The organism is Saccharospirillum alexandrii (assembly GCF_043641555.1).
GTDB classification, from domain to species: Bacteria; Pseudomonadota; Gammaproteobacteria; order Pseudomonadales; family Natronospirillaceae; genus Saccharospirillum; species Saccharospirillum alexandrii_A.
Genome location: NZ_JBHZRJ010000001.1, coordinates 553,976 through 579,681, shown reverse-complemented (window position 1 = coordinate 579,681; position 25,706 = coordinate 553,976). Strand labels below are relative to the sequence as shown.

Below are 25,706 nucleotides of genomic sequence, written 5' to 3'. Positions count from 1 at the left end.
AGAAAATACCGCCAGAAGAACCCGTACCGTTAAAACACCAAGAGGAGGGCCAGCCAACTGGACCTCCTCCGATCGGGCCCGACGCTTGTCCGGCCCCTTACGACTATCGCTTACAGTGAGACGTCGCGCAGGTTCTCTGCGTTGTCTTTCATGCGAGCGAATTCGGTATTGGACAGCGGAATCAGACCACGGTCGATCAGGTAACCGTTGGCGCCAATGGACCGGCGGCTGGTGAATTCAGCCAGGTACTCTTCGATACCCGGAATCACACCCACGTGTGCCTTCTTAACGTAGAAGAACAACGGGCGGGACACTGAGTAAGAGCCGTCAGCGATGGTATCAAACGTGGCTTGAACGCCTTCAACCGAGACTGATTTGACCTTGTCTGAGTTCTGATCCAGGAACGAGTAACCGAAGATGCCCAGTGCGTTCGGGTCGTTCTCCAGACGCGACACGATCAGGCTGTCGTTTTCACCGGCTTCAACGAAAGCACCGTCTTCACGCATGGTAGCGCAGACTTCTTCCATCTTGTCTTCATCCGTGTCTTCCAAAGACGCTATCGCGTCAAATTCCATGCAACCTTCTTCCATGACCAGCTCAACGAACGCATCACGGGTACCAGATGATGGCGGCGGACCAAAGACGCGAATGGCGATGTTCGGCAGGCTGCTATCGATGTCGCTCCAGGTTTCGTATGGGTTGGTTACCAGACCGGAACCGTTCGGGCTCGGCACGGTTTGAGCCAGTGCCAGGAACAACTGGCCCTTGCTCAGTTCAAGCTCAGCACCCTCAACGCTGTTCGCGATGGCAATGCCGTCGTAGCCGATCAATACTTCAACGACGTCTTCCACACCGTTGCTGGCACACAGGTCGATTTCGGATTGCTTGATGCGACGAGAAGCGTTGGTAATGTCTGGCGTGCTTTCGCCAACGCCCTGGCAAAACAGGCTCAAACCGCCGCCTGAACCGGTAGATTCAATGGTCGGCGTTGGGAATGAAGTAGTCTGACCGAAACGCTCGGCAACCACCGACGCGAATGGGAACACAGTAGAAGACCCTACAATGCTAATCTGGCTACGGCCTTCGGCCGATACCGTTGCGAAGCTGGTAGCGGCGGCGGCAAGTGCCAGGGCGCCAATCATTTTCTTGTTCACTGGTAAACCTCCAGTCAGTCTTTGGTTTTTCTCGGCCTGCCCAACTGCGAATTGGCAACTGGGTCACAACCTCGAAGCTCGAGAGGCATGCTAGAGCTCGGATATGACAAGGATATGTCTTTGATATGACAGTATTGTTACAACTGTCATAAATATCGCATACGGACCGATCAGCGGCCCACCAGCATAGTCAAAAGCGGTGCTTTTCCCGTATACTCCAAACCAGTGATGTATTGCCGCTACCGGCCGGACAGCCCCGCCCGGCCTGACTTTCCAGGCCAGAACGACGCTAGGGACCCCATGAAAAAACTGGATGAAAAAGACCCGACGCCCCGCGGCGAACTGCAATTGCGGGTCGTCGCCCAGCCCAAAGACACCAACACCAATGGCGATATCTCCGGTGGCTGGCTGGTCACCCATATGGACATGGCCGCCAGCATCGCCGCCAGCCGGCTGGCGCATGGCCGTACCACCACCATGGCCATTGGCGAGATGTCATTTGTGCGGCCGGTCCGGGTTGGCTCGGTCATCTGCTGCTATACCCGCATTCTGGGCATGGGCCGCAGTTCAATTCGCATCGGCGTTGAAGTCTGGTGCCGGATGCCCGAAGACGAAGAACGGCAAAAGGTCACGGAATCGGAGTTCGTTTACGTCGCCATCGACGACAAGCGACGCATCCGGGCTCTGCCCCAGCCCAGCGAGGGCGAACCACTTAACTGACCGACGCGTCGTTCAAACCTGCCCGGCGGCCTGCCGGGTAAGTAATCACTCTCCATGCAACCCCCGGCCCTGCCACCTCGTCGCCACGCCAAAACACCCGCTGGTCAAAAAAATGTGAATTAGCCCGCATGTGACGTTTTTATTACTGCGCCGGGTCTCTATAATGCGCCCCCACTTCATTCGACGATGCAACAGAGGAAAGCGACATGGCGGCTGATAGCCCATTGATGGCCCTCTTTGGCCGTTCCCCGGTCAAGCCCATGCAGGAGCACATGCAGAAGGCGCACGCCTGTGTGGTTCGACTGATCGACTTTTATGATGTGGCCGCTACTGGTGACTACCAGGCGGCCGAAGCCATCCGTCAGGACATCGCCAAACTCGAAGGCGAAGCGGACCGGATGAAAAAAGACATCCGCATGCACCTGCCCAACAGCCTGTTCATGCCGGTCCCCCGCTCTGACCTGCTCGAACTGCTGACCCACCAGGACAAACTCGCCAACCGCGCCAAGGACATTGCCGGGGTGATGCTGGGCCGGGAAATGACCATCCCGAACCCCATACAGCCGCTGATGCGCGAGTATCTGGAATCATCGATCAACACCAGCCAGAAAGCGGCTGATGCCCTGGCCGAACTGGACGAACTGTTTGAAACCGGCTTCAGCAGCCGCGAAATCAAACTGGTGAGTGGCCTGCTCAACGATCTGGACGATCAGGAGCACCGGGCCGATGAACTGGAAATCCGCGTACGCCGCGCCCTGCGTGCCGTGGAAAAGGACTACCCCCCCATCGACGTGATGTTCCTGTACCGGGTAATCGAGCTGATCGGTGACCTGGCAGACGTGGCACAACGCGTCGGCTCTCGTTTGCAAATTCTGTTAGCTCGCTGATACGCGCCCCAATCGGCTTGTGTCACCCCATGCTCACCGATAAGAGGAATACCCCATGACCGTCATTGCAGAATACGGCCAATGGTTCGTCCTGCTTGCCTGCCTGTTTGGTTTTTTCATGGCCTGGGGCGTTGGCGCCAACGATGTTGCCAACGCCATGGGTACATCCGTCGGCTCTCGTGCCCTGACCGTTAAACAGGCGATTATTATCGCCATGGTGTTCGAATTCGCCGGCGCTTACCTGGCCGGTGGCGAGGTCACCGGTACCATCCGAAAAGGCATCATCGACGCCAATGTGATGGCCGGCTCGCCGGAATTGCTGGTCTACGGGATGATGTCGTCTCTGCTGGCGGCGGCCATCTGGCTGGTCATCGCCTCGATGATGGGTTGGCCGGTCTCCACCACTCATACCATCGTCGGCGCCATTGTTGGCTTTGCGGCCGTCGGCATCGGCGTTGAGTACGTGCAATGGGGCAAGGTCACGTCCATTGTGATGAGTTGGGTGGTGTCACCGGTATTGGCCGGAACCCTGGCCTTCTTTATTTTCCGCAGCGTTCACAAGCTCATCCTCAACACCGACGACCCCTTTGGCAATGCCAAACGCTACGTGCCCGGCTATATGTTTCTGACCGCTTTCATGATCACCATGGTGACGTTCACCAAAGGCCTGAAACACGTCGGCGTTGGCCTCTCGTTTGGGGAAAGCGTACTGATCAGCCTCGCCGTCAGTTTCGCCGTGATGTTGCTCGGGGTCGCCTTACTCAAACGTGTGACAATCGACGAAGAGGCAGACCGTCATTTTCGCTTTGCCTCGGTCGAAAAAGTGTTCGCTATTCTAATGATCTTCACTGCCTGCGCCATGGCGTTTGCCCACGGCTCCAACGATGTGGCCAACGCGGTTGGACCGCTGGCGGCCATCATCAATGTGGTGGCCAATCAGGGCAATATTCTGGCTGAATCGGCCATGCCCGCCTGGGTGCTGCTGCTTGGTGGCGGCGGTATTGTGGTCGGTCTGGCCACCTTTGGTTACAAGGTGATGGGCACCATCGGCCGGAAGATCACCGAACTGACCCCGAGCCGGGGGTTCGCCGCCGAACTGGCGGCCGCTACCACGGTCGTGCTGGCCTCGGGCACCGGTCTGCCGATTTCCACTACCCACACCCTGGTGGGCGCCGTGCTCGGCGTGGGCATGGCACGCGGCATCTCAGCACTGAACCTCAGAGTCGTGGGCACCATCTTCGCCAGCTGGATCGTCACACTGCCCGCCGGTGCCTTCCTGGCGATCATTTTCTTCTTTATGTTCAAGGGCATTTTCGGCTAAGCCGCTTTCCCGCAACCGCCCTACCGGGCGGTTGTCTCTTCCTCGCCAGCCCTTCAGATGGCAACCGCACTTTCCGTGTACGCGACAGGCAATGGCAGCATACTCTTTCATGACAGTTGCAAGGCTTGCTTTTGGGGTAAACTGGCCACTTATTTTTCTCTGATCATCGTGGATGCGTGTGCGTTTCAACTTCACTCCCAGGCGCTGGTTGCGCGGTTTCCTCTGGCTGACAGGCGCCCTGTGCCTGTTGAGTGTTGGCCTGACCTTGCCGCTGGCCGTGTTTAACCCACCTACCACGGCGTACATTCTGCAAGATTCGGGCGACCGGTCGCCCTGGCTAACCCGGTGGACCCCACTGGAAGACATTTCCCCGCATCTGCCCCTGGCCGTCGTTGCCTCTGAAGACCAGCGCTTCCCCGACCATTTCGGCATTGACGTCGCGGCCATTCGCAAGGCCCTGAATGAAGACCGTGACCGGTTGCGCGGCGGCAGCACCATCAGCCAGCAACTGGCCAAAAACCTCTATCTCTGGACCGGTCGCAGCTTAGTGCGCAAAGGCATCGAAGCCTGGCTGACGTTGTGGATGGAACTGCTGTGGAGCAAGGGCCGTCTGCTCGAGATCTACCTGAATGTCGTTGAGTTTGGGCCGGGCATTTATGGGGTGACCGACGCCAGCGAGCATTTTTTCAACAAGACACCGGCGCAGCTAACGCCCTACGAAGCCTCTCTGCTCGCGGCTGTGCTGCCCAACCCCAAGCGCCTGAACGTCGGCCAGCCATCGGCCTATGTGTCGCAGCGCAGCCGGACGATTCGCACGGCCATGTCCTATCTGGGCGGTCACAGCTACCTGGAAGGCGTGATTCGTTAGTTGGTTTCAAGGCATGAGCTTTGGCGTAAAAACCCGTACAGTAGGCGCCCCACAGTTCTGATACGGTTCCGCCATGCTGCCACCCCGCCACGCCTCTCTGACCTTGCTCGCACTGCTCGCATTCGCCGCCAATTCGGTGTTGTGCAGGCTGGCGCTGGGCACCCTGAGTATTGATGCAGCGTCGTTTACCGCCGTGCGGCTGGTGTCCGGAGCGCTGACGCTGGTGGTCATTCTCGCATTGCGGCATCGCCAGGAGCGTCTGTCGGCTCTGGTGCTCGCCGGTTCCTGGCGGGGGGCGGGGTTTCTCTGGCTGTACGCGGCGAGTTTCAGTTTCGCCTACGTGCAACTCGATACGGCCACTGGCGCCTTGCTGCTGTTTGGCACGGTGCAACTGACGATGATCATCACAAGCCTGCTACGGGGTGAACGCCTGACCGGGTTGGAGTGGCTGGGGCTGTGGATGGCAGTGGGCGGCTTTCTGTACCTGATCGTTCCGGGGCTGACGGCTCCAACCCGGCTCGGGTTTATGCTGATGGTCATCAGTGGCATTGCTTGGGGGTTCTACACCCTGAACGGACGAGGCTCAAGCCAGCCGCTGGCCGATACGGCCGGTAACTTCGTGCGGGCGGCGCCGTTCGCCCTGCTGTTGTATCTGCCCTTTACCGATTCGATTCTGATTTCATCGCACGGCTTTTGGCTGGCCGTTGCCTCGGGTGCTCTGGCCTCCGGTATCGGTTATGCGCTCTGGTACAGCGTGCTGCCTGCACTCAGTGGCATCCAGGCCAGCGTGCTGCAGTTGAGTGTGCCGATTCTGGCGGCGGTGGGTGGCGCCGTCATCGTACTGGAACCTCTGACCACGCAGTTACTGATCGCCACCGGGCTGTTACTGGGCGGCATTGGAGTGTTCCTGACGGGCCGGGCAAAGCAGCCAGCCCGCCCACCGCGTTAGCGGCCCTGTTCGGCGGTGCCAGCCTCTGCGGTCTCATTGTCTGGCACTGGCCGGTTCACATCGGTATTGAATTCTTCCATGAAAATATCCCAGAAGGTCAGGAAGACGGCGGCGATCAGCGGCCCGATGACAAAGCCATTGATGCCCATCAGCGCAATACCGCCCAGGGTCGAGAACAACACCAGGTAATCCGGCAGCTTGGTGTCCCGTCCGACCAGAATGGGGCGCAGAATGTTATCGGCCAGGCCAATGATGATGACGCCATAAAGCACCAGCACAATGCCCGCCACAACATCGCCCACAGCAAACAGGTAGATGGCCGCCGGCCCCCACACCAGGGCTGCGCCGACGGCGGGAATCAGCGACAGTACCATCATCATCACCCCCCAGAGTATAGCGGCGGGAATGCCCAGCACCCAGAAGATGAAGCCCCCCAGCGCACCCTGCACCATGGCCACAACCAGGTTGCCCTTGACTGTCGCCCGAGTGACTTCGGCGAACTTATCGAACAGGCGGCGTTCGCGCTCATCGCCCAGGGGCAGAGCTTTGACCATCAGATCGATCAGGGTATCGCCATCGCGCAGCAGGAAGAACGTGAGGTAGAGCATCATGCCCAGGTGCAGTACAAAGCTGATGGTGCTCTGGCCAAAGGTCAGGGTTTCCTGCGCCAGGTAGCGGCTCGCAGCCACGCTGAAATCGGAGATCTGCTCGCGCAGATTGTTGGTATCGATGCCCAGTGTTTCGAGGGTCTGCGGAATGATCGGAAAGGCCGTCCGGATCTGGTCCAGATAGCCGCCCGGCGACATATCGCCCTCTTCAATCGCCTGATAGAGCCCTATGGCCTCGCGCACCACTTGCGACAGCACCAGCAGCACCGGTATCACCACAATCAGCATGCAGGACAATAAAGTGGTCATAGCGGCCAGATTGCGACGCCCGTTAAACCGGTGCACCAGACGGCGTTGCAACGGATAGAAAATAACGGAGACGGCAGCGGCCCAGAAAATGGCCCCCCAAAACGGTTCGAGCACCAGCCCGAACAGCACCGTAACGATCAGTAAAAACACCAGAAACGAGCGCGTTTCCATCGACTGCTTCATGTTCCAATCCCTAATCCCTTAACCCAAGGTCGGCCAGCTTACCCTAAGTGGCGCTAAAACCTAACACCGGGGCGTCAAAATGCCCAACGGGTCACAGCTGGGCCTAGCAACCCGGCTAAAGCGTCGTTTGCAGTACCGCCAGTTCGTCGATGAATTCGTCGCTGTGCTCAACCAGCGCCTGCAGAACATCCTGTTCCTGATCGGTCCAGTCTTGCTCCAGTGCCTCCAGAATAACCTGACGCCACTGGGTCTCTGCTTCGGTCAGGCGGCGGATCAGGCTGCTCTCGTCGGTCAGTTGGGTATGCACCCAGTCCGCAATGGCCTCAAGCAGCGCACGTTCGGTGTTGGCAGCCTTGGGCAGGTCGCCACGCTCGCGCTCGAGCATTTCGACATCCAGCAGCAGGGTTTCGCGGCGCACCGCGGTGGTTCTTAACAAACGTTCAATCGGAGCCGAGAGGGTGCTTTGGTCGAGCACATCCTGAATTCGCTCCAGCAGCTCGCCGCCCTGGGCATGAATACCTGCCAGCGCAGCGGTATGGTCGTCTCTGAGTATCGGCATAATGGCGCTCCCGGGGGCAATATGTAGGCCCTGTTCGCCATGAGTATGGCATTGTTCAGTGATTATGCCGAAACCTGTATTTTAAAGGGGCCGGTAAAGAACAATTCACCGGCCCTGAAACGCCCCCTTGTTTCATTGCCTGACCAGTTGCGCTGAGTACAGCACCTCCGTCGGCTGGCCGGTGGGCGAGCCACCTTCCGGCTCCCGGCTGACCGCCAGCACGTCAACAGTAGCCGTATCAAACAGCGCACTGCGCGCTAGCTGGCGCTGCCCCGTTTCCGGCATAAGGCCCAGAGAGACAGGGGCTCGACCGTCGGCCGCCACCAGCCAGAGTTGGTAGTCGCGATCGGTGCTGGGCGTTACCTCGCGGGTGCTGGTAACCACCAGATCCTGTTCAGTCAGGCTAACCGACCAGAGCGCCCGGGCGCTGGCGTCCTGAATAACGGCGACCTGCGTCGGGGCCGGTTGCGGTACCTGCCAGGTATTCCAGCTCACCATGACCAGTACCAGTGCTGCCGCAATAGCGGGCCAGACCCAGTGCTGGAACGGATTCCAGCCTCGGCTTGAACCGACCCGGGAGGGTCGCGGCTCCGCCCTGGCTGAGTTGGCCGTGGCCTGACCAGCCAGGCCCAGCCTTGCCTCAATCCGCTGCCAGACGACCGGGCCTGGCTGAACATCGTTCAGGCTGGCACCCAGTGCATTCAGCTCCCGCTCCCAGCGCCAGACCGCTTGGCGGGCCCGGTCGCTGGTCATCATCAGGCGTTGCAGTTTGACCCGGGTTTCAGCATCGAGTGTTCCGAGTACGTATTCCGCGGCCAGTGTATCGAGCCGTCTGTCGGACAGTTGTTGGGTCATTCCAGGCACCGTTTCAGTTGTTGCAGGCCACGCCGAATCCAGCTTTTTACCGACCCCAGCGGCAAGTCCAACTGACCGCAGACTTCCTGGTGGGTCATGCCGCGAAAGTAGGCCAGTTGAATGGCATGGCGTTGCTGGTCTTCCAGTTCATCCAGACACTCGTCAATCCGTACCCGGTCACGACCGGCATGCAAGGCGCCTTCCGGGGTGGCATGGTCTTCCGGCTCATCGGCCAGGTCCATATCGCCATCGGTCAGGTGCTCGCGTCGCGCTTTTGCAGACCGCAGCAGATCCAGGCACCGGTAACGCACAATGCTGATCATCCAGGTCAGCACCACACCTTTTTCGGCCCGGTACTCACCGGCGTTATGCCAGATCCGGACAAATGCATCCTGAACGGCGTCTTCAGCCAGATCGCGGCGTTTCATCATGCCCAGACTGACGGCAAACAGCTTGCCGGAGGTTTGGTCGTAGAGTTGGCGAAAGGCCAGGGCGTCGCCTTCAGCCGTTCGCATCAGTAGCCTTAGGGAATCGGACTCGGTCATTGCAGAGGGTCACCGTTGCTAATTGATAAAGTGTAGAGTTAGGGTAAATACTCTGCTAAACCGCATTCGGATGCAGAAGGCTGGTTGAAAAATAACCAAACACCCCTAAACTTTCCATAAGACATTCAACAATCGCTTGGGAGGTTAGCAGATGTTGACGGACATAACGGGTAGCAATGCCACCCTGGGTTCGATCAATCGGCCGGAGCCACGTGCGCCCCAGGGGCCGACGCCTGCCCGGCAGGAACCCTCACCCCAGGAGCGCCAGACACCTGCTCCCGATGTTCAGGTCGATACCCGTATCGACCGACGCACCAGTGCCGAGCGCTCTCTGGTTCAGGAAGCCTCGAGTCTGGCCATTTCCCAGCAAAGCCGGGGCGAAGTGGTCGACCAGCTGCGCAGCGAACGCGATCAGATCGCTGAAGGCGGCAGCACCGAGCTTACAGAAGGCCGGGAGCAGCTGAGCGCCCAGGCTGCAGAAGCCTTGCAAGCGCTGCGTGAACGGGCGCTGAGCGACCCCTTTGGTCAGGGCATTGAGGATTTGGGCCCGCTGCCCGATAGCAGCTTTTTCGTGCGTGACCGGGGCGACACGCTGTCCACGTTGAATGGCACCATCTCTGCACTGGAACGCTTCTCGGAAGCGGAATCGTCACAGATCGATCAACTCCAGCAATCGTTCAATGCCATTCAGGATGAACGGCTGACACCGGGGAACCCGGCGATCGACTCAGCAGAAGAAGCCGATTCGGTGACCACCGCCGTGCAGCAGCAACTGGCGTTTGAGAACATCACCGATGCCAATGGCCTGACCAGCATTGAAGCCAGCCCGGTGCTCGATGCCCTGCAAAGTGACCGGACACCGACGCTTTAACCGGCGCAACGCATGGGCGGTGTTTTAACCGGGTATATCGGATAAAAGCGGCTGACTCGTCAGCCGCTTTTTGGTTGTGCAGGCATATTAAACTGCAAATACAGATTGATCTGGTTCGCCACCAGCTGCAATTCCTCGAACTGGCGTTCGGTAAGTGACGCACCATCGTTATCCGCGTAGATCACCCCCACCAGCCGTTCCGGGGATTGCACCGGCACCATCATCCCGTCGACAGGACCAAGCAACCGCCGCATGACGCCGTCGGTGGGTGTTTTGCGGCGGTACCACCGGGGTTCCGGCGCTTTCAGGAACAAAGTCAGTGATTCATCCTGCTGCAGGGTGCTCAGATCGAGCTTCAGCACATCGCGCCAGCGGGCGACATCGTCGCCGGCAACGATGACCGGTTCGAGCCGGTGATCCCGCGCGGAATTCAACCACAGAGCCACCCGCCCAAAACCGGCACCGCGGTGCAAGGCATGAACCGCCAGTTGCAGCAGGCGTGGCAAGGGTTCGACATCCATAATGCAGCGGCTGATGCGGTTCAGAAAGCGCTGCATATCGTGGTCGGTCGCTTTTACCTCGGTGGCGTCGCCCTCTATGGCATCCCGCTGTGGCAACGCCTGCAACAGCCGCTCGGCCCCGTAGGTTGCCGCCACCGAAGAAGCCTCTTCTGCCATCAGCAGAATATGCTCGCGAACATCGGTACTGCTGCGTCCCTGAAACTGGCTGATGCGCTGAATGACCTTGCGCATCTCAGGATGGTCGATGCCCAGATGAATGGTCTGGCTGATTTCATCGCCAAACTGAACCGAGCGCACCCAGGGGTCGGTACTGTGGGTGTCATCACTGGCTTTCAGCACCAGATCGCCCAGCCCCCATTCCTGAATCAGCGCCCGGTTCAGGGTTTTGACACCAACACCCAGATGCTCCAGCGCCAGGCTGTGTGCCTCGCCCGGGCTCTGGTCGCGTGCGGCCATAAAGGTTTCAACTTCGGGCCGACCCGTGGCCAGCAGGGCCAAATCACCGAGGCGCAGCAACAGGGCCGCAATAAAGACTTCTTCATGATCGTCGCTGTTCAACTGCTGCGCGATGGCGCGCGCTTGCACGGCGGCATGGAAAGAGCGGGCCAGGTTATTGATCAGCCGGTCCCGGGGCTTGCCGTCGAGAAAGCCATCGATCAGCGTTGTGGCCAGGGCAATGTTCTTCAGATCCAGATAACCGATCTGAACAATGGCGCGGGAGACGGTCTTGATCGGGCTGAAGCTGCGGTTGTAATGCACCGAATTGGCGACTTTGAGCACCTGCGAGGTGAGGTCGGCGTCGCGCAGCACGATCTGGGTGAATTCATCGGCGCTGCTGTCGTCGTCATCGCTGAGTTCACAGATGGCCTTCACCACCGAGTTTAGTGATGGCAAGTCGAGCTTGGCGATCACTTTCAGCCAGGCTTTAAGGCCTCGTACGTCAGTCATGGCGGGCCCTGTTGCAGTGGATATGGCTGGGTGTCTGCCTGCCAGTGGCAGCAAACGTTAAGCGGGTATCCCTGCCCGGCCCCGGGGTTGGTGGTTCCAACGACCCGGGAACACAGTCTTGAATCATCAGTATAGCCGGATTATGGCGCTTCCGGTGTGGTACCGGACTCCAGATAAGCGTCCGGGTTCATGACTTCGTCATACATCGGCACCAGCCGCGACAGCAGATCGTTCTGCGCGCCGGTCGCCACACCGGCTTCGTCCATGGCCACCACCAGGTCGGTTACCAGGGCGTTGAAATGACGGTCATCCAAGCCCATACCCGCATGCACCTGCGCCATGCTGTCGCCGGTGTACTCACAGGGGCCGTCGCTGACCTGGCACAGCTGTTCGATCAGTTTTTCCCGAAACCGGCCGATGTCGGTCTTGGCAAAAAACGGCAGCAACGTATCGTTACCACCAATTTCGTACAACAGATTATCGACAATGGTGGTAATGCCATCCTGCTCACCCAGGCGCTCATACAGGGTCGGCTGGGTGGGCGCAGTGCTACAGGCCGCCACCAGGGCCACCAGGGCCACCAGGGCCACCAGAACGATGGAGGTAATCAGTCGCATGAATTCAGTCACCTTCAGTTATTGATTTGAACCGACAGATACCAGCCCGTCTGGTCATCCCAGAGGGCGACCTTGCCGAGGTCGGTATAGGCTCCGACCACCGTTACCTGCTTGTTGGGAAACCAGGCGACAAAGGCATCGCGCCAGTCCGATTCGCCCAGGTCCAGCCGGTCTGGCTTTTGACGATATTCAACGCCCAACGCCCAGTTCGCATTCAGAAAAAGGCCTGCGCTGGCTTCGGCCATAATGTGTGGATCGGCGCCCGCCCCATCTCCGAACCCGAGAAACCCGGTCTCATTGGCATCGGTATAGCGAAAGGTGCCGTTCAACAGAACATTCCGTTCGAACAGAGCATGCAGGTACAACTTACTGGCTGACAGGTACCAGTCGGTTCCGCTGTCACTGTTAGCGCCGAGCACGGTACCGGCGGCCGGGTTCAGATTCACCTTGTGCTGGGCACCCAGGCTGATTTGCGGCCAGGGCTCATAAATCAAATCACCCCACAGGCGGGCCTTGGCGCCGTAAACATGCTGCTCAATTACGCCATCGAGAGGGCTGCCAAGCACCGACGCCAGGTTATCCACCTGCAGCGTCTGCTGCGCGAAGCTGAACTCAAAGCGGTTGTTAATTCCGGCGTGCACCGCTGCCGTACCCAGCTGAAAGTCCGGCAGGCCAACGCGGGTCAGGCTGGCGGCACCAGCCCACTCACCGTCGCTGCCATAGCCGCCAATCACGGCCCAGGGCACCAGACCACCGCCGGCGGCCCCTTCAATCTGAGTGGCGGCTGAGGTGGCCAGTATTTTACTGCCAGCCCAGGCCGGAGCCAGTGCCAGCAGCGACAGCACTGCACCGGCCAGCAAAGCCCGATTCAGGTACCGGTTAACCATAACTAGACTCCAGAGTGGTTTCATTAAAGGCGGCCAGCCAGGCTTTCAGATCGGCAATCGCCATCGGCTTGCTCAGGTAATAGCCCTGAATGGCATCGCACCCCATCTGTTCCAGCAATTTGAGTGCGGCCTGGTTTTCGACGCCTTCGGCAATAACGGTCAGCCCCAGGTGATGTGCCATCTCAATGGTAGAGCGCACGATGTTCTGGTCATCCTGATCTTCATCGAGCTTCAACACAAAGGACTTGTCGATCTTGAGTTCGTGTATCGGCATGGTTTTCAGTTGCGCCAGCGACGAATAGCCAGTGCCGAAGTCGTCCATCGCCAGGTCAAAACCCGCATCATAGAGGCGTTTCAGGTGAGCCAGAGCCAGCTCTGTATCGGTCACCATGGCACTTTCGGTAATTTCCAGCATCAGGTGTTTGCGCTCAAAGCCCGCGTGCGCGGTTCGCTCGATCACCCGGTCGATAAAGTGGCTGTTGAGAATATCCCGGGCCGAAAGGTTTATACTGACGCCAAGGTCATACCCCTCTTCTCGCCAGGCGGTCATGCGGGCAATGGCCTCGGTGACAACCCATTCAGTAATCTGGGTGATATCACCCGACTGCTCCGCCAGCGGAATGAACTCATCCGGAAACATTCGGCCCAACTGATCGTCGTGCCAGCGTAACAGCGCCTCGGCTGAATGAATGCGGCGGTTGCGCAGGTCGTATTGCGGTTGAAACAGAAGCTCGAAACCCCCGTGTTCGATGGCGTGCTGCAACCGATTGGTGACAGTTAATTGCCGCAGGTGTGACTCATCGCGCCCGATTTGATACCGCTCTAGCGCCTGGCCATGCACTCTGGCATCACCGACGGCGATGTTGGCACGACGCAAGGCATCTTCAAAATTGCTGGCCTGTTCGGGGCACATCACCTGGCCCATGCGAACATCGAGCAACACATCGATGTCCTGGTGTTCAATGGCCTGGTCAAACACCGCCAGATACCCCGCCAATGCCTGATCACACTCCCCGGCAAGCTGCGCATCGGCCAACACCAGAAACTCATTGGCGCCTACCCGGCCCACAATGTCGCCGGGCCTCAAACGGTGCACCAGACGCTCGGCGGCCAGTCGCACGATCTCGTCGGTAAAGGCGAGGCCATAGACATCGCTGAGCGCACTGACGTTCTCCAGGCGCACCAGCACAACCACCAGCGGGTGCTGATCGTCCGGCGTCAACTCGGCAAAGCGCTGCGCCATTTGTTCCAGATTGGGCAGGCCTGTTTTCAGGTCGTGCCGGGCCTGGTAAAAAATATGCCGCTCACGTTGCTGGATATCGTTCTGCATGGTGTTGAGGGTTTGCCCAAGCACGCCGAACTCATTGGTGTTTTTCAGTGACACGCTGTGCTGGTAGTCACCGCTGGCAATGCGTCTGGCGGCGGCCACCAGGGTGTCAATCGGCCGGGTAATACCACGGGCTATGAACAGAGTGACAACGGCAGCGGCCACCAGCGCCGCCAGGGCGATTAGCAGCATTTGAGTACGCAGCCGGGTATTGGCCGCTACCGCGTCGGCCAGCGACACCGTCAGCAAGGCACCCAGGTGCACGGGCGGTTGATCGAGCAGGGTTGTGTAGCGACTTAGCAGGCCCTGTTCACGCAACTCCCGGGATGCCTCACTGAGTACCTCATCGTAAGGGCCGAGCAAGTCAACATTAGCCAGAGGCTGAGTAGGCAAAGTGCTCAGCGTTTGTATGTCCGAGTTGCTGCCCGTTTCCCGTTCGCGGTAAATGAGGGTGACATTGGCGCTGGTAATGTCGCGAAACCGGCTCAGCAGATCGTTGTCCAGCAGGAACCCCATGCCCACCCAGGCGACCCGCTGGGGCGCATCCACCGGCACCATCACCATCTGATAGGGCTGATGCTCGCTCAGGGTTAACAGTGAAAACGCCGATGCCTGATTGCCAAGGCCCGCACGCACCCGGCCAAGGTCGGCGCCAATGTCGTGGGTGCTGATCAACACTTCGCCCTGCGGCGACATCAGCATGATCAGATCGGCACCAATGCGATCACCGTGGTTGGCCAGCACGCTGATGATGGTGTCTTCTTCGTTAGTGGCAATGGCCTCACGGAAGCCGAAATCCTCCGCCAGCAAGGTGGTTCTGTCGGTCAGTTCGCGGCTGTTTTCATCGAGCAGGGTCTGAAACACGCGCTCGGCCACCGCCAGCTCACGCGTCGCGTTCGCCCGGGTATTGGCATCCGTTGCCCGCAAAGCAGACAACGTAGTCGCGGTGAGGGTGACAGCCAGTACGGCGGTAAAAATCAGCAGCAACCGGGTTCGAAAGCTAATCGTCATTGGACTTGTATTGTTGCAGTCGGTTGCGCAACCCGCCGGCCGCACCTGATGCAGGCTCTGGCTGGCTCTGGGTCATGGGCAGCTCAATTCGCAGAAGGTCTCCGGACGTATCAAGCCCGGCCAGCGGCACTGCCAGCGGGTCGTCCATATCTGGGTGCCAGATGAGCAGTTCAGCTGACTCGGGCGCTGTGAAGGTGGGCAGCATCAGGCCACCGTCGGCATCGGTCACGCCATACACCTGGCCATTGGTAACATAGATATAGCCGACCATGGCATCGTGAATGTTGCAACCGATGACCACCAGGCCGGCCTGGTCAAACTCGACCGGTGGCGCTTCGTTACCGCGAAACAGCCGCAGCTCGAAGGTTTTAGCGGGCGAAAATGAATAGACATGGTGGCGGGTCTCATCGCTGTTGGGAAACTGCACCCGGGTTCCGGTGCTGATGGCAATGACCTTGGGGCTGAAGCTCAGTTCAACCTGATCCATCACCGCGACCGCCGGGCCTTCCTGGGCAGCGGAGGTTTGTGACTGCTCAATGCGTGCCACAGCGTCGCTCACGGGTTGCCCGGCCTGATCAACTAACTGCAGCGGAGGTAAGGTGGTGGCAGCAGCGGAAGCCGCCGCGCCCAGAATGAGGGCCAGCAACGCCAGGCTGGCTGTTGGCCGCCTGCCCGAACCACGAGCGCGACGAACGCAACGCAACGCTTCAAACGGATTTTGCGTGAGGAACCGGAGTTGCCGGTGGCACCAACGTCGCAATTGGGAAACACACTGCATGATGCACAGCCATTTAATTACCATGGCCTTTCACTATAGTCGACCCGGTCACGGTTTGGCGACTCAAACAGCGGGTTTCCGGTGTTTTTTTACAGTGATGGCCAGCCTGTGGCCGGGTTCGCGACTGTCAGCGAAGCTGGCTCCAGTTCAGCCCCTCGGTAGCGGGCGTGATGCGATAGACCGCGGCGCGGTCCTTCCCCTCCAGTATCGACAGTTGCCCGTCACTGACCACGACGGCGGCACCGTCTGTCAGCGCCAGCGTCTGCACCGGGTTGGCCAGTAAATCCTGCATCAATGGCAAGGCGCGTTGCTCGCTGTCGAGATGTGGGCAGAGCATGCCGGGCAACAGCCCCAGCCCCTCGACCCGGGTATAGGCCCAGTCGCCGCGCGAGTCGAAGCGATTGGAATCACTGAACCCGACGTCGAACCAGCATATCGCGCCCGCACTGAGGCCACACAGCACCTTGCCGCTGGTCTCGGCTTCGATCAGCAGGCGGTCAAGCCCGTGCGCCCGCCACTGGTCCATCATGGAACGGGTATCCCCGCCGCCCACATAAATCAGATCGGCCCAGCCAACCAGGTCGGCAATGGCCGACGGAGAAGGCGCCCGGCTCAGGCACAGTGCCCGGGTGTCGCACCCGAGCAAGAGCCCGTAAATTTGATCGAAGGCTTCAATGTAGCCCGGTGCATCGCCGCTGGCGGTGGGTATAAACAGAGCGCGGGGCTGGGCTTTCTGGGTTTGCTTGACGATGAACTGATCGAGCAAGAGGGTTTCCTGATCCTTCAGTTCACCGCCGCCAATGGCGATGATCGGCATGGCGTTATGATCCTTCACATCCGGGTGGTTCGGTAGGGGTTTTCTTCCCCGCTGACGCCCTTTATACCCACTAAGTGGGTGCCGGATCAAGACTAACGCTGTAAGACCACCTTTTTCATGGTTCGCCCGCGAATCTCGATCGACTCCCGGTACTGTCGGGGTGTCATACCCTTTATTTTGAGGAAGTGCCGGTTGAAGTTGGCCACGTTGGCAAAGCCGGCGTCGAAGCATATTTCGGTGATGGGGCGATCGGTCACTTCCAGATGCTCGCAAGCGCGGCTGATGCGCAAGCGGGTCAGAAAGTCGATGTAGCGGTATCCGGTGGCCTTTTTGAACCAGCGTGAAAAGAAGGTCGGCGCCAGGCCGAGCACACCGGCCACTTCTTCGAGGCTCAGTTCCCGGGTGCAATTGTGGATGATGTAGTTGACCACGGTATTGACCCGACCCTCCATCAACGAGTCCGACTCTTCCTCGAACGAGCGGCTCGACAGCGGCCAATAATCCTGCGACTGCGCCAGTTCCGACATGATGTTCAGGAAAGACAGCACCCGGGCCGGGCCTTTAAGGCCAGCGATGGTGGCAAATTCATCCATCACCCGGGCGCTGGCTTCCTTGGAGAATTCGATGCCGTAGCGCGAGTCGGCCAGCATGGTTTGCAGCGACTTCATTTCCGGCAGAATCTGAATCAGCGATTGAATACGCTCATCGGAGAAGTTGATCACCCGGTCGCGAATACCGGTTTGAAAGTCACCCAGCGAGACCCAGTTATGCGGCAGGTAGGGCCCGCACAAAAACACCGAACCGGGCGTAAAAGGGCCGACGTAATCGCCAATGAAGGCATTGCCGTGGGTGGTCAGAATGAGGTGCAGTTCGTATTCGTTGTGGTAATGCCAGCGCACCAGAGAACTGTCGGCACCGTGCGCCAGATACCGAAAGCTATTTTGAGCTTCATAAACGGCTTCGTATTCCGGTTTGATTGCACTCATACAGTTCCTCCAGTCGCCTGCACAGGATACCCTCCAACCCCAAAATAGCCACCCTGCTGTGCGGTAACTGCGCTACCCCTGCATCATCCGCTGTAAGTAGACGTAAGCACCTCGGGCACGAATGCCTGCCAGGTGGCTGGCTACATCTTCCAGAAAGCGGGTGCGGTTATCGTCGGGGCGCTCGCCGAACAGGGCATCCACTTTCAGCAACGACAGACGATCTGCCGAGCTGGCCTCGCGTTGCGCCTCACTGAGATTGAATTCGATGATCGGCATCGGTTCGCCTGCATCGTTAACGCCGTCCAGATACTTCAAAAAGCTGGCAAACAGCAAACTGAGACGACGGGTGTCACCACCGGTTGTCATGACATCCCCGAGCACCGGCATCAGATAATTCTTCAGCTTGGAATAGCCATCGGAACAGATACGCTGTTGCTGGTCGGCAATTTTCGAGTTACCAAACCGCTCGATCAATTGGAGCTGATAGTCATCCAGCGGCATGTCGGCGATTGGGGTCAGGGTTGGGGCTGCATCCAGCGTCATATAATCGTTAACCAGCTGCAGGATGGCCGGGTCTTTGATGGCATGGTCCACCCGGGTGTAGCCCGCCAGATACCCAATAAACCCCATCATCAGATGGCTGCCATTCAACAGCCGCAATTTGGCCGTTTCATAAGGCGATACGTCGGCCGTGAACTGCACACCAACCTGTTCCAGGGCCGGGCGACCGGCTTTGAAGTCATCTTCAATCACCCACTGAATAAAGGTTTCGGCGCCCACAGCACAGGGGTCGACAACGCCATGGCGCTCAAGCACGGCCTGCTGGTCAGCCACGCCGGGCGCCGGCGTAATGCGATCGACCATCGAGTTCGGAAACGACACCTGCGCCCTGACCCAGTCGCAGAGCGTTGCGTCAGCCTGTTCAAGAAAGCTGAGCAATGCTTTGCGAAACACATCGCCATTGTGCGGCACGTTATCGCACGACAGCAGTGTTACTGCACCGTCAGCGCCCCGTTTCGAGCGTGCTTCGAGCGCCTGCCACAAGTAACCGTAAATGGTTTTCGGCTGATCCCGGTTGCTCAGATCGTGTTGAACATCGGGGTGATCGTGAAAGAACCGCTGCTGTTCGAAGTCGTACAAATATCCGCCTTCGGTGATGGTGGTGCTGATGATGCGGATGGCTGGCTGCGCCAGAGTGTCTACAACCCGCTGCGGATCGTCCGGTGCAAACAATACGTCGGTCAGCGAGCCGATCACCCGGTCGCGAATGACGTCATCATCTTTCTCTGTCAGCGTATACAGCCCGTGCTGACGGGCCAGGGTATCCAGAAAGCCTTTATCGGCCGGGCGAATGCCAATGCCGCAGATGCCCCAGTTCAACTCGCCCGTACGCGTCATGTAGTCATCCAGGTAGAGCGCCTGGTGCGCACGGTGAAAACCACCAACACCAATATGGGCGATACCGGGCACCACATCAGAACGATTAAAAGCGGGCCAGTGAAGCGCTGGCGGGCAAGTCTCTGCCGTCAAATCCGCGATAGCCAGGACATTCGATTGCGACACGAAAAAACTCCTTAATCACCCGCCGGTGAACCGACGGGTTGCAACTGATCTGGAAAAAGACGGAGCCCGAAGGCTCCGTTAACGAGGACCCACACTACTTAACAGCACCAAAGGTCAAACCACGAACAAGTTGTTTCTGACTGATCCAGCCGAACACCAGAATGGGCGCAACCGCCAGGGTTGAAGCCGCTGACAACTTGGCCCAAAACAACCCTTCAGGGCTGGAGTAGGAGGCGATCAGAGCAGTAAGCGGCGCGGCTTGCGACGCGGTCAGGTTCAATGACCAGAACGCCTCGTTCCAGCTCAGAATCAGCGACAATAAAAAGGTGGATGACAGGCCACCCATGGTGATCGGAATCAGCACATGGCGAATCTCCTGCCACAGGCTGGCGCCGTCCATCCGGCAAGCTTCGAGAATGTCTTTGGGCACATCCTTGAAGTAGGTGTAAATCATCCAGATAACGATGGGCAGGTTGATCAGGGTGTAAATAATGACCAGACCGGTGCGGGTATCGAGCAACGAGGTATCCCGTGCCAGCAGATAGATCGGCACCAGCACACCCACCGGCGGCAGCATCTTGGTCGACAGCATCCACAGCAAGACGCCCTGGGTTCGTTTGGTGGGGAAGAACGCCATGGAATAGGCCGCCGGAATACCGATGACCATCGCCAGAATGGACGAGACAACACTTATGACCACCGAGTTGAAGGCATAACGCAGATAATCGCTGCGCTCAAACACCACCAAGTAATTCTCCAGCGTTGGCCAGAAAAACAGACTGGGCGGCGAGGAAAAGGCGTTCAATTCGGTTTTGAAGCTGGTCAGTATCATCCAGAAAATTGGGAAGAAGATCAGCGCCGCAACCAACCAGGAGACGATGGTTACCACCGTTAGTTTAACCACTTTTTCAGTATGTAATTTCATCTCGAACTCCTATTCCCCGGCCAGCGATTTGCCGACAATGCGAATCAGAAAAATCGCCACGATATTGGCCAGTACCACGGCGACAATGCCGCCTGCCGAGGCCATGCCAACGTCGTACTGAAGCAGTGCCTGGGAATAAATCAGATACGCCAGGTTGGTGGTCTGGGTGCCAGGGCCACCGCCGGTGGTCGTAAAAATTTCGGCGAATATGGATAACAGGAAAATGGTTTCGATCATCACCACCACCGCCAGCGGTCGTGCCAGGTGCGGCAGTGTGATGTGCCGGAAAATAGCCACGGGGCCAGCACCGTCCATACGTGCGGCTTCAAGCTGTTCCTGATCGAGCGATTGCATCGCCGTCATCAGAATCAGAATCGCAAAGGGCAGCCATTGCCAGGAAACGATCAGAATGATCGCCAACATGGGCACGTCGGTGAACCAGTCGATCGGAGTCATGCCAAACGTTTTTGACAAAAAGGCAAAGAAGCCGCTGACCGGGTTCATCAGCAGGTTTTTCCAGATCAGGGCATTCACCGTTGGCATAATGAAAAACGGTGAAATTAGTAAAATTCGCACCAGGCTTCGGCCCGGAAAGGGGTTGTCGATCAGCACCGCGATGAGTGTGCCAAGCACGACGGTAATCAACAGGGTAGAACCCACCAGCACCAGGGTATTGGACATGCCGGCGAAGAAACTGGGGTCGGTAAAGAAGAAGATGTAGTTTTCGAAACCGACGAAGTTGCGCAAACCCGGGATCGTTAAATTGAAATTGACCGTCGAGTAATAGAGCGTCATTGCCAGTGGCACAGTCATCCATGCCAGCAAGAGCAGTACCGAGGGTGCAACCAGAAAGCGTGCCGCTCGGGCATTTCTAGAAAGCTGAGACATGACTAGGGTACGTCCACGTTAAGGCCTGGCCGCCTTTTCGGGCGGCACTCATCAATCAAGAGCCGGAGTTCACTTAGTTGGCTTTGGTCCGCAGCGGCTACCGGTAACGCCTCTGCAGGGTCGGCGTGAACCCTTCCATGGGGCCTAGGCCGCAACATCCATGTTGCGGACTTCCCTGCAGAGGCGTCACCGGCATCCGCTGCTCGCTCTGGACAACAATTCGAATACCGGCAATTTAGTCGCTACTGCCGGTTCAGTCTTGATATCCAGCGCGGCGCATTTCACGGTTCACAACGGTATTGGCATTGGCCAATGCGCGATCAACCGTTGAACTGCCCGCCAGGGCACCGGAGATCTGCTGCCCTACCGTGGTGCCAAAGCCGCTGAAACCCGGGATGGCCACAAACTGAACGCCAGTGTAAGGCGACGGTTCCAGGGTTGAATCATCCGGGTTGGCTTTGCGCATTTGCGTCAGCGTCATGCTGGCGAATTCCGCAGCGTCCAGGTATTCCTGATTTTCGTAGGTGGAAACACGCGTACCAGGGGGAATGGCGGCAATGCCGTGACGGTCCGCTACCAGTGCTGAGTACTCTTTCGAGGTGGCCCAGGTGACAAACTTCTGAGCGGCGTCTTTCTGGTCTGAGCTGACCGGTATGGCCAGGGCCCAGGCCCACAACCAGCCACTGCCTTTCTCGGTTACCTGGCTTGGTGCGGCGGCGAAGCCTACTGAATCGGCTACGTTAGATTGGCTGTCGTCGGTAACGAAGCTACCGGCGACGGTGGCATCGATCCACATACCGCACTTGCCGGTGTTGAACAGCGCCAGGTTTTCATTGAAACCGTTGCTGCTGGCACCCGGAGGACCATAATTGCCAAGCAGGTCGACGTAGAAATTAACGGCGCTCTTCCATTCGTCGGTTTCCAGCTGGGCGTTCCAGTCCATATCGAACCAGCTGCCACCAAAAGCGTTGACCATGGTGCTTACCAGCGCCATGTTCTCACCCCAGCCAGCTTTACCGCGCAAGCAGATGCCGTACTGTTCGTTCGATGGGTCGTGCAAGGCAACCGCAAATTCACGCACCTGATCCCAGGTGGGTGCCGCTGGCATGCTCAGGCCTGCGTCTTCAAACAGGTCGGTGCGATAATAGGTCATCGAGCTTTCGCCGTAGAACGGCAAGGCGTAAAGCTGGCCATCAGCTGACAGGCCGGCTTTTACCGACGGGAACAGGTCGTCTTCGTCGTAGCTTGCGGGCAGGTTGTCCATAGGCTCAAGCCAGCCGTTGGCTCCCCAGATGGGGGTTTCATACATGCCGATGGTCATTACATCGAACTGGCCGCTGTTGGCGGCGATGTCTGTGGTCAGACGCTGACGCAGGACGTTTTCTTCCAGTATGACCCAATCCAGTTCAATGCCCGGGTTGGCGGCTTCAAACTCGGAAGACAGGGCTTGCATACGGATCATGTCACCGTTGTTTACGGTGCCAATGGTAATGGTTTCTGCCAGTGCGGCGGTGGTGCAGGAAACACCAATGGCGAGCGCACTCAGGCGCAGCCAGGTCGTTGGGGAAGCGTTCATTGTCATTCACCTATCGTTGTTTTTGTATGTCTGCGATTTCGGGAATCCCGTTACGGACAACACCATTAAACGAGTAAGGCGAACAACTCACCAATACTCCAACAGAAAGTTTCTGTACTTTTTTGACCTCTTGTAACCGGGCACCCAAGTTCGCTTATTGGCTATGGCCCGCGTCGGCTACCGGTGGTGCCTCTGCTGGTTCGGCGTGGATCCATCCATGGAGCCTAGACCGCATGATATGAATCCCCTCCATGGGATTCACCCTTCGGGCTCGCTGCGCTCTTGCTAAAACGCTCCCGGCGTTTTAGTCCATGTTGCGGACTACCCCGCAGAGGCACCACCGGCAACCGACGCTCACATTGTGCAACTTCAGAAACCTGAATTAGTAACCTTTTACCAGCACTGATTCACCGCTCCCAGAGACCGTGATAAGGTAACCCGACTCTAATAACAAACGGCAACGCCATGGACTCCAAAGAATTTGGGCTGGTTTTCAGCCAGCAATTAACAGGGATGGAAGATTTACACTATGGGTTCTGGGACGACACCATTCCCGAGATCTCCGTGCTCTACATGAAGCAGGCGCAGTTGCGCTATACCGAACAGATAATAGAAACCATTGAAGCCCATGGCCCTGGACCGCAGCGGATCATCGATGTGGGGTGTGGCACCGGCCAGGTGCTGGTAGCGCTGAGTGAGCGCGGTCATCAGGTCGATGGCGTGATTCCCGCGCCGCACCTGGAAGCCCGGGTTCGCGAGAAAGTCGCCGCCGGTCATCTCAAGAGCACCGTCTGGGGTTGCACCCTGCAGGATGTGCCGGTCGATACGCTGACGGGCCAGTACGATACGGTTCTGTTCAGCGAGAGTTTTCAGTACATTCCTTACCAGAAGGCACTGGCCGCCGCGAACAGCCTGCTCAAACCCGGCGGCCACGTTGTCATCTGTGACTTTTTCAAAACCGACCACACCGGTGATGGGCAACCCGGCGACAAGAGTTTCGGCGGCGGTCACCCTTACACCAAATTCGTGAAAGACCTGGAAGCCTCGAATTGGGAAGTGCTGGAAAACAGCGACATCACGGCCAACACCAGCCCGAACATTCATCTGCTCGACCTGCTGTTGCGCGAACGCATCGGGCCAGCAATGGGCACGCTCGATCAGTACCTGGGTGAACGTCACGGTTTCATTTTGAAGTCGGTCAAGTGGTTATTTCGCAAGAAACTGGCCAAGCTGAAGTTCAAGTACCTCAGCGGCCATCGCAGCCAGGCGGTGTTTGAGCGATACAAAACCTACCGGCGCATTGTCTTAAGAAAACCGGGCTGAAACCTCGCCGACAGGCTCAGCGGGAGCGGGGTGTGAGGTTAGACCCACGCCCCATTCCGTTCGGGGCGAGCCTGTCGAACCCCATGGAGCGTTAAGCAGCCGCCAGAGTCAATCCCGCCAGATCACACAGAACGTCCGATAACCCAGAACCGTGTCATCAAACAAAATCTCACCGGCATGCCCTCCGGCTGCTGCCAGGCACACAGGCAATGGCAACAGGTGCTCTTCACGCGGGTGGCTGAACCGGGCTCCTGGAGCCTGATCCCAGTCGATCATTTTGGCGATGCGCTGCTCTGGCGTCAGCTCCGGATGAGTTAGGGTCTCGGCCAGCCAGTCATGAAACTCGCTGTTAATGGCCCTGGCCTGGTCGTTGCCGTTGCGCATCACACTCATGTTGTGAAACGAAAACCCGGACCCGAGAATCATCACGCCGTCATCGCGCAAGGCAGACAATGCCTGACCCAGCGCGATGTGCGCTGCGGGGTCCAGCCCTTCGATCAGCGACAACTGCAGCACCGGAATGTCCGCCTGTGGGTGCATCAGCATCAGCGGCACGAAGACACCATGGTCATAGCCACGCTTTGCATCGGTATCGACCGGCAACCCTGCATTTGCAAGGCATTCCTTCACCCGGGCGCGGATATCAGCCGGGTTGGTTACCGGGTAGCGATAGTCATAGGTTTCAGCTGGAAAGCCGTAGTAATCGAACAGCAAAGGCGGTGTGTCGGCATCCAGCAATGTCGGGTGCGGCGCTTCCCAGTGCGCACTGATCACCAGTATCGCTTTCGGTCGCTCATAATGTTGCGGCAATTGCCGCAGGAAGTCGGCAAGGGCTTGTTGGCTGGGTTCGTTCAGCAGCGGCATCGGGCCGCCACCGTGTGGAATAAAGACCGCGGGTGCCCGCTGGTTGGTTGCGGTATTCATGGTTGGCTCCTCATCATTATGGCGCCAAGCATAGCCCTGCGAGCCGGGCGGCAACCATCAAAATAAGTTGTTCAACATCTTCACCCTATTTGATTAAAACGGCTGCATTGAATTTCAATGCCGGCGATCCGGTTCATTGGCTTCCCGCCAGTGTTGCACTTCGCCCACCAGGGCTCTGATGTGGCGCTGCACATCTTCGGGCCAGTCGGCCATTTCGGTAAACATGGCGCCGTACTGATGGCGATAAAACTGGCGCAACGCTTCTTCATAGCGGGGCAGGTCACCGGCCAGAGTTTGCATAAAACGGTCCACCGCCAGTGATGCCTCTTCCAGTTGCACCACCGGTGACTTGCGCGCCGCTTCCACCATGCGCCGCAAGGCGGCCGATGCACCGCCCTGCTGGCGGTTCAGCCATTCCCAGTGGCGTGGTAACAGCGACACTTCACGCGACTGTACGCCCAGCTTGGGTCGCCCCCGTCCCTGACGTTGCTGCACTGGCGCCTCGCCTGCCTGGTAGGCCAGGCTGCGGGTAATCAGTTCATCCGGTTGGGTCCAGTCGATCTCCAGGACTCTGGACGTTTGATGATTCAGCACCAGCAACGAAGCAGCCTGGTCGGCCTCAAGAAAGGCTCGAATGGCAGGCAATGCCTGTTCTGGCTCGCCTTCGGCGACCTTGAGGTTTCCATTGAATGCGATGACTTTCATAGAGTTCCCTTTTATTTTTACCCGGAATAAATACAGTGTATCCAGATTTCTCACGTTCGAACAGTGCTTTTGTCGTCTCTT

General features: G+C 58.3%; 25 protein-coding genes. 7 read left to right on the top strand and 18 right to left on the bottom strand.

Annotated elements, in window-relative coordinates:
* Positions 1–110: 110 nt before the first annotated feature.
* Entirely contained in the window at positions 111–1,154 is a 1,044-nt protein-coding gene (locus ACHUE7_RS02515; protein ID WP_394168582.1) for a substrate-binding domain-containing protein, read from the bottom strand.
* Between the two features lie 300 nt (positions 1,155–1,454).
* Here ACHUE7_RS02515 and ACHUE7_RS02510 point away from each other — a divergent pair, with 300 nt between their 5' ends.
* From ACHUE7_RS02510 to ACHUE7_RS02490, 5 genes are all read left to right on the top strand, one after another.
* A complete protein-coding gene (locus tag ACHUE7_RS02510; protein WP_394168581.1) occupies positions 1,455–1,874 on the top strand; it encodes an acyl-CoA thioesterase in 420 nt (139 codons plus the stop codon).
* A 206-nt stretch (positions 1,875–2,080) separates the two neighbouring features.
* On the top strand, positions 2,081–2,761 hold the full coding sequence (locus ACHUE7_RS02505) for a TIGR00153 family protein (protein WP_127556869.1): 681 nt from the start codon (positions 2,081–2,083) through the stop codon (positions 2,759–2,761).
* 55 nt (positions 2,762–2,816) lie between these two features.
* Entirely contained in the window at positions 2,817–4,082 is a 1,266-nt protein-coding gene (locus ACHUE7_RS02500; RefSeq protein ID WP_348474807.1) for an inorganic phosphate transporter, read from the top strand.
* Positions 4,083–4,254: 172 nt separating this feature from the next.
* On the top strand, positions 4,255–4,950 hold the full coding sequence (gene mtgA, locus ACHUE7_RS02495; protein WP_394168580.1) for a monofunctional biosynthetic peptidoglycan transglycosylase: 696 nt from the start codon (positions 4,255–4,257) through the stop codon (positions 4,948–4,950).
* Positions 4,951–5,023: 73 nt separating this feature from the next.
* Positions 5,024–5,899 (top strand): DMT family transporter, encoded by an 876-nt coding sequence (locus ACHUE7_RS02490; RefSeq protein ID WP_394168579.1) that lies wholly within the window; start codon positions 5,024–5,026, stop codon positions 5,897–5,899.
* Here ACHUE7_RS02490 and ACHUE7_RS02485 read toward each other — a convergent pair.
* The 4 genes from ACHUE7_RS02485 to ACHUE7_RS02470 all read right to left on the bottom strand — a co-directional run bounded on the left by ACHUE7_RS02485 (position 5,896) and on the right by ACHUE7_RS02470 (position 8,958).
* A complete protein-coding gene (locus ACHUE7_RS02485; RefSeq protein ID WP_394168578.1) occupies positions 5,896–6,999 on the bottom strand; it encodes an AI-2E family transporter in 1,104 nt (367 codons plus the stop codon). The genes ACHUE7_RS02490 and ACHUE7_RS02485 overlap by 4 nt on opposite strands.
* A 115-nt stretch (positions 7,000–7,114) precedes the next feature.
* Entirely contained in the window at positions 7,115–7,558 is a 444-nt protein-coding gene (locus ACHUE7_RS02480; protein WP_394168577.1) for a hypothetical protein, read from the bottom strand.
* A gap of 132 nt (positions 7,559–7,690) precedes the next feature.
* Positions 7,691–8,413, bottom strand: coding sequence for an anti-sigma factor (locus ACHUE7_RS02475; protein WP_394168576.1), 723 nt, complete (start codon positions 8,411–8,413; stop codon positions 7,691–7,693).
* Positions 8,410–8,958, bottom strand: a complete 549-nt coding sequence (locus tag ACHUE7_RS02470; protein ID WP_394168575.1) for a sigma-70 family RNA polymerase sigma factor — start codon at positions 8,956–8,958, stop codon at positions 8,410–8,412. Before ACHUE7_RS02470 ends, ACHUE7_RS02475 begins: the two co-directional genes overlap by 4 nt.
* 151 nt (positions 8,959–9,109) lie before the next feature.
* Here ACHUE7_RS02470 and ACHUE7_RS02465 point away from each other — a divergent pair, with 151 nt between their 5' ends.
* Positions 9,110–9,829 (top strand): hypothetical protein, encoded by a 720-nt coding sequence (locus ACHUE7_RS02465; protein WP_394168574.1) that lies wholly within the window; start codon positions 9,110–9,112, stop codon positions 9,827–9,829.
* Between the two features lie 59 nt (positions 9,830–9,888).
* Here ACHUE7_RS02465 and ACHUE7_RS02460 read toward each other — a convergent pair whose 3' ends face one another.
* From ACHUE7_RS02460 to ACHUE7_RS02410, 11 genes are all read right to left on the bottom strand, one after another.
* Positions 9,889–11,298, bottom strand: a complete 1,410-nt coding sequence (locus ACHUE7_RS02460; protein ID WP_394168573.1) for an HDOD domain-containing protein — start codon at positions 11,296–11,298, stop codon at positions 9,889–9,891.
* A 140-nt stretch (positions 11,299–11,438) separates the two neighbouring features.
* Complete coding sequence (locus ACHUE7_RS02455) at positions 11,439–11,915, bottom strand: group I truncated hemoglobin (protein WP_394168572.1); 477 nt, start codon at positions 11,913–11,915, stop codon at positions 11,439–11,441.
* 14 nt (positions 11,916–11,929) lie between these two features.
* A complete protein-coding gene (locus tag ACHUE7_RS02450; RefSeq protein ID WP_394168571.1) occupies positions 11,930–12,802 on the bottom strand; it encodes a DUF3034 family protein in 873 nt (290 codons plus the stop codon).
* A complete protein-coding gene (locus tag ACHUE7_RS02445) occupies positions 12,795–15,140 on the bottom strand; it encodes a putative bifunctional diguanylate cyclase/phosphodiesterase (protein ID WP_394168570.1) in 2,346 nt (781 codons plus the stop codon). The genes ACHUE7_RS02450 and ACHUE7_RS02445 overlap by 8 nt, the downstream gene beginning before the upstream one ends.
* Positions 15,130–15,942 (bottom strand): methylamine utilization protein, encoded by an 813-nt coding sequence (locus tag ACHUE7_RS02440; protein WP_394168569.1) that lies wholly within the window; start codon positions 15,940–15,942, stop codon positions 15,130–15,132. Before ACHUE7_RS02440 ends, ACHUE7_RS02445 begins: the two co-directional genes overlap by 11 nt.
* 103 nt (positions 15,943–16,045) lie before the next feature.
* Positions 16,046–16,753: a Type 1 glutamine amidotransferase-like domain-containing protein gene (locus tag ACHUE7_RS02435; protein ID WP_394168568.1), complete on the bottom strand. Its 708-nt coding sequence runs from the start codon at positions 16,751–16,753 to the stop codon at positions 16,046–16,048.
* Between the two features lie 74 nt (positions 16,754–16,827).
* Complete coding sequence (locus ACHUE7_RS02430; protein WP_394168567.1) at positions 16,828–17,721, bottom strand: helix-turn-helix domain-containing protein; 894 nt, start codon at positions 17,719–17,721, stop codon at positions 16,828–16,830.
* Between the two features lie 72 nt (positions 17,722–17,793).
* On the bottom strand, positions 17,794–19,284 hold the full coding sequence (locus tag ACHUE7_RS02425; protein WP_394168566.1) for a mannitol dehydrogenase family protein: 1,491 nt from the start codon (positions 19,282–19,284) through the stop codon (positions 17,794–17,796).
* A gap of 94 nt (positions 19,285–19,378) precedes the next feature.
* A complete protein-coding gene (locus tag ACHUE7_RS02420) occupies positions 19,379–20,209 on the bottom strand; it encodes a carbohydrate ABC transporter permease (protein WP_394168565.1) in 831 nt (276 codons plus the stop codon).
* A 9-nt stretch (positions 20,210–20,218) separates the two neighbouring features.
* Positions 20,219–21,097: a carbohydrate ABC transporter permease gene (locus ACHUE7_RS02415; protein ID WP_394168564.1), complete on the bottom strand. Its 879-nt coding sequence runs from the start codon at positions 21,095–21,097 to the stop codon at positions 20,219–20,221.
* 253 nt (positions 21,098–21,350) lie between these two features.
* Positions 21,351–22,673: an ABC transporter substrate-binding protein gene (locus ACHUE7_RS02410; RefSeq protein WP_394168563.1), complete on the bottom strand. Its 1,323-nt coding sequence runs from the start codon at positions 22,671–22,673 to the stop codon at positions 21,351–21,353.
* A 465-nt stretch (positions 22,674–23,138) separates the two neighbouring features.
* Here ACHUE7_RS02410 and ACHUE7_RS02405 point away from each other — a divergent pair, with 465 nt between their 5' ends.
* Entirely contained in the window at positions 23,139–23,996 is an 858-nt protein-coding gene (locus tag ACHUE7_RS02405; RefSeq protein WP_394168562.1) for a class I SAM-dependent methyltransferase, read from the top strand.
* A 108-nt stretch (positions 23,997–24,104) separates the two neighbouring features.
* On the opposite strand, the gene ACHUE7_RS02400 is transcribed toward ACHUE7_RS02405, so the two are convergent.
* Both ACHUE7_RS02400 and ACHUE7_RS02395 read right to left on the bottom strand, forming a co-directional pair.
* Positions 24,105–24,920: a DODA-type extradiol aromatic ring-opening family dioxygenase gene (locus tag ACHUE7_RS02400; protein WP_394168561.1), complete on the bottom strand. Its 816-nt coding sequence runs from the start codon at positions 24,918–24,920 to the stop codon at positions 24,105–24,107.
* Between the two features lie 114 nt (positions 24,921–25,034).
* Positions 25,035–25,625, bottom strand: coding sequence for a DUF2239 family protein (locus ACHUE7_RS02395; protein WP_394168560.1), 591 nt, complete (start codon positions 25,623–25,625; stop codon positions 25,035–25,037).
* Positions 25,626–25,706: the final 81 nt, after the last annotated feature.